The following is a 3,992-nucleotide window of genomic DNA, read 5'->3' as shown; positions in this document are numbered from 1 at the left end:
CTGCTAATGTCTGAGAATATTAAAGACTCATCAGCAGTATTAACCAACATTTGTTTCATCAATAACTCTATACCATGATGAAGAAACATTATTGATTCTTTCAGTAAAAAATCATCCTTCTTATCACCTTGTTCATAATCTGAGAAAGTGTTTAGACCTCTATTAAAAGAGTGAATTCCGTTTGCCTCGAGTGATATTTTTAGCTTTTTCTTCAACTGTTGGCTTATTGCGTCAACACCTGCCCATCTTCAATAAGTTTCGCTTCCAACTGTGCGTAATCTACTGCTTGTACGGGAATATTATTATCAATAGCTATAACGGCTCCGGTGGCGGCACTTTGGCCGAGGATCATAAAGACGGGTTCCATGCGGATGGAGCCGAAGGCGATGTGGGAGCTGGAGACACAGACCGGAACGAGTAGGTTTTCGCACTCTTCTTGTTTGGGGGTGAGCGCATCGTAGGAAATACTGTACGGCCGATCGGGTTTTACACCGATGTCGCCTTCGTTTTGTACGTAGCCGTCGGGTTTGATATAGCGTTGAATATTGTGCGAATCCATCGCGTAGGAACCCATACCCACGGGTTTAGGCACTTCGCGTTTGCCCAGTACCTCCTGCTCGGTCATCACAAAGGGGCCAATCATGCGGCGGGCTTCACGCACGTAAATTTGGTGGGGCCAGTTTCCATTATCGGTAAACTCATCGGCGGCCAACCCCCATTGGCTCATATCTTCCCGCACTTCTTCCGGCACCTGCGGATCGTTAGCGATGAAATACATTAACCCTTTCTGGTAGTCTTCATGCTGCTTAATAATTTCCTCACGGCGTTCGTAGCTACCTTCGGGGTAGTCGTAGTTTTTACCAATATTATCGGTGCTCACCGGGCCGTGGTTGTTGGTGTCGGTCTTGCGATTAGGGATGGGATCAAACTTGTTAAACGTTTCGCGCCAGCCACTGTCAAATACTCGAGCCAGTAATGCGTACTGATTAGGATCGTAGTTATCTGGTTTAGGAAAAGCCACCCGATTGTCGGGATGATTAGATAGGCACATGCGGAAGCAGTAGGCCTGAATCTTGTCATCACCTGAACCATACTCGCCCGGGTCTTCAGCCGAAACCAGGGGTAGCAATCCACTAGTGGAATCGCCCGGGACAACATAAGGGCTAATGTCTGAGGCAAACCAATGCCGATGGTGCAGCACTCCGGTTTGCACCCCATTCCATTCTTCATTGTACATACTTTTTGCCTCCCGGCCTACGTGGTAGCTCACTCCAGCGGTTGCCATCAGGTCGCCCTCGTAGGTAGCATCAATAAACATTTTCCCTTCGTAGCGTTGCCCATTTAGCGTTTCAATGGCAGTAATTTTTCCATCTTCCACCGTTACGCCACTTTCGCGGTTCAGCCAGACATCGCGGTAGACGGTAATGTTGTGTTCTTCAATTAAGTCTTCAAAAACTCGTTCGGCTACGTGGGGTTCAAAAATCCACATGGTTCGTGCTTCGCCGTCCATCGCCGGGTTGCCCTGTCCTCGGTTGCCGTATTCCGACTGTTGTTGCCACTGCCAGGCTGAATCTTGGTTATAATGTTGGTACACTCGATGATAGAAGTCGCGAGCCAATCCGCCAATTACGGATTTATCACCCGTATCGGTCCAGCCCAACCCCCCGGCGGTCAATCCGCCCAAATGCTTGTCGGGCGAAACCATAATCACGGACTTATCCATCTTAGCCGCTTGCACTGCTGCCGTTACAGCGGCGGAGGTACCTCCGTAAATGATAATATCTGCTGAGCGAGCTGCTTGTTCTTGCGACGAATCTTGCGAGGTTTCAGATGGACTAGAGCAAGAAAAGATAAGTAGAGTGGAAAATAGTCCGTTGAGGAGAAAGGAGAGAAATCTGGTCATAGCGTAGTTAGGTTGTTAGTCAATACTAACCAATTTGATTCATTTTTAATAATCGAATTGACGATCTGTAGTAGGTTGCCTTCCAATAGATTCTTGTGTAAGCTTGCAGTATGGAATGGAATTGGGTTGAATTTCTCGCGGTAATCTTCGGGGTGATTCCTATCTACCTCAACGCCCGCGAGATAGTCTGGGGGTGGCCGACTAGCATTGTTGGTGCAGTATTGCTAGGCTTTATTGCCTACCAAGCGCAGCTTTACGCTAGTGTGGGGCTAAATGGCGTTTATATAATTCTAGGGTTTTATGGCTGGTACGAATGGATTTATGGTGGAGATAATCAATCCAGGTTAACCATTAGCGTTACTGCTTTTCCAACATTGTTGACTCTGTTAATAGCGGGTATGATTGGAACTATCGGAATTGGTTACTTCTTTCGGCAGAATACAGATGCTGATTTACCCTACTGGGACGCTTTTGGTACGGCTTTCAGCTTAGTTGGCACGTACATGCTAGCGAGAAAAAAGCTAGAGAATTGGGTGCTATGGATTGTAGTTGACGCGGTATTTGTCGGTATTTACGTGGTGAAAGAACTGTATCTATTGGCTCTTCTGTACTTTTTGTACCTGGGGTTAGCGGCTTATGGATACCGCAACTGGCAGCGTTCCTTAAAAGTGGACGTTTCGGGCTGATCAGCAAGTATCAGTAAAAACAGACCATAAAGAAAATCCGTACTCTAAACAAACATTGAAACGTATGGCTGAATTTATTGAAAGATATATAAACCCTTTTACCGATTATGGTTTTAAAAAGCTGTTCGGAGAAGAGCCTAATAAGGATCTACTATTAGATTTTCTGAATGAGTTATTAAAGGAAGAACAGGGTGAGATTAAGGATTTAACTTATCTGAAGAATGAACACCTAGGCAGTGGGGATATTGATAGAAAGGCTATTTTTGATTTGTACTGTGAGAATGAGCGAGGAGAAAAATTTATAGTAGAGCTACAAAAAACGAAGCAGAATTTTTTCAAAGATCGGACAGTTTACTACTCTACGTTCCCTATTCGCGAGCAAGCTAAACGAGCGGACTGGAACTACGAACTAAAAGCTGTGTATACCGTTGCTATTTTGGATTTTGTGTTTGATGAGGATGTAAATGAGCCATCAAAATATCGTTACGATGTAAAACTAACTGATACCGAAACCTATCAGGTATTTTATGATAAGTTGACGTTCATTTACTTAGAAATGCCTAAGTTTAATAAGACAGTAGATGAACTAAAGACCCGATTCGACAAATGGCTCTATGTGCTGCGTAACTTGAACCGTCTGGATAGAGTACCCGATAAACTTCGGGAAAGGGTTTTTGAGAAGCTATTTGAGGTTGCTGAGATTGCTAAGTTCACCCCCGCCCAAATCCGTTCTTACGAGGATAGCTTGAAGTATTATAGGGATATGAAGAATTCCCTGGATACCGCTTTTGAAGAGGGGCGTGAGGAAGGTAAGTTGGAGATTGCTCGCATTATGCTAGAAGCTAATGAGCCAATTGATAAAATTATCCAATTTACTAGCCTAACCCGTTAGCAAATAGAAGCAATAAAGCGCACTTAAAAGTTTACGGTGATTAAAATTATAACTACTGGGCCTGAGTCCAGCGGAAAAAGTACCTTGGCCCAAGCGTTAGCCGGGTATTATCAGGTGGTTTGGGTGCCCGAATACGCTCGCGACTACCTTAATAAGTTGAACCGGCCTTACCAGGAAGAAGATCTGCTAAAAATTGCCAAAGGGCAAATCAAGCGGGAAGACGAAGCAGCGAAAGGTAAACCTGATTTGCTGATCTGCGATACCAGCCTGATGGTAATTAAGATATGGAGTGAATATCGTTACAGGCGTTGCCATCCCTGGATTTTAAAGCAGATTGAGCGGCGACCACTAGATTTATATTTACTTTGTACACCCGATATTCCTTGGGAACCCGATCCGCAACGGGAAAACCCGACTAACCGTGATGAATTATTCTTGCTTTACCAACAGGCATTAGCCGATGAACCCGCAGTAACTATTCAAGGAAACTATCAGCAGAGGTTAACTCAGG

At 44.8% G+C, this 3,992-nt stretch carries 5 protein-coding genes; 3 read left to right on the top strand and 2 right to left on the bottom strand.

Annotation, left to right across the window (positions count from 1 at the left end; translation table 11 throughout):
* Positions 1 to 215: hypothetical protein (locus WBA23_RS11395; RefSeq protein ID WP_424582405.1), on the bottom strand; the 215-nt coding region annotated here is incomplete at its 3' end.
* A gap of 8 nt (positions 216 to 223) precedes the next feature.
* Positions 224 to 1,903 carry an FAD-dependent oxidoreductase gene (locus tag WBA23_RS11390; RefSeq protein ID WP_424582404.1) on the bottom strand — a complete coding sequence of 560 codons (1,680 nt, stop codon included), beginning with the start codon at positions 1,901 to 1,903 and terminating at the stop codon, positions 224 to 226.
* Positions 1,904 to 2,013: 110 nt separating this feature from the next.
* Here WBA23_RS11390 and pnuC point away from each other — a divergent pair, with 110 nt between their 5' ends.
* The 3 genes from pnuC to WBA23_RS11375 all read left to right on the top strand — a co-directional run.
* Positions 2,014 to 2,589, top strand: a complete 576-nt coding sequence (pnuC, locus tag WBA23_RS11385) for a nicotinamide riboside transporter PnuC (protein ID WP_424582403.1) — start codon at positions 2,014 to 2,016, stop codon at positions 2,587 to 2,589.
* Positions 2,590 to 2,653: 64 nt separating this feature from the next.
* A complete protein-coding gene (locus WBA23_RS11380; protein ID WP_424582402.1) occupies positions 2,654 to 3,481 on the top strand; it encodes an Rpn family recombination-promoting nuclease/putative transposase in 828 nt (275 codons plus the stop codon).
* A 36-nt stretch (positions 3,482 to 3,517) separates the two neighbouring features.
* The coding region (locus WBA23_RS11375) for an AAA family ATPase (protein ID WP_424582401.1) at positions 3,518 to 3,992 on the top strand (475 nt) is incomplete at its 3' end.

This window comes from Tunicatimonas sp., from assembly GCF_049647865.1.
GTDB lineage: Bacteria > Bacteroidota > Bacteroidia > Cytophagales > Cyclobacteriaceae > Tunicatimonas.
This window is presented reverse-complemented; position numbering and strand designations above follow the sequence as displayed.

Coding starts and splice junctions, on each gene's coding strand:
- WBA23_RS11380 (WP_424582402.1), top strand. CDS start 2,654: ATGGCTGAATTTATTGAAAGATATATAAACCCTTTTACCGATTATGGT.
- WBA23_RS11390 (WP_424582404.1), bottom strand. CDS start 1,903: ATGACCAGATTTCTCTCCTTTCTCCTCAACGGACTATTTTCCACTCTA.
- pnuC (WP_424582403.1), top strand. CDS start 2,014: ATGGAATGGAATTGGGTTGAATTTCTCGCGGTAATCTTCGGGGTGATT.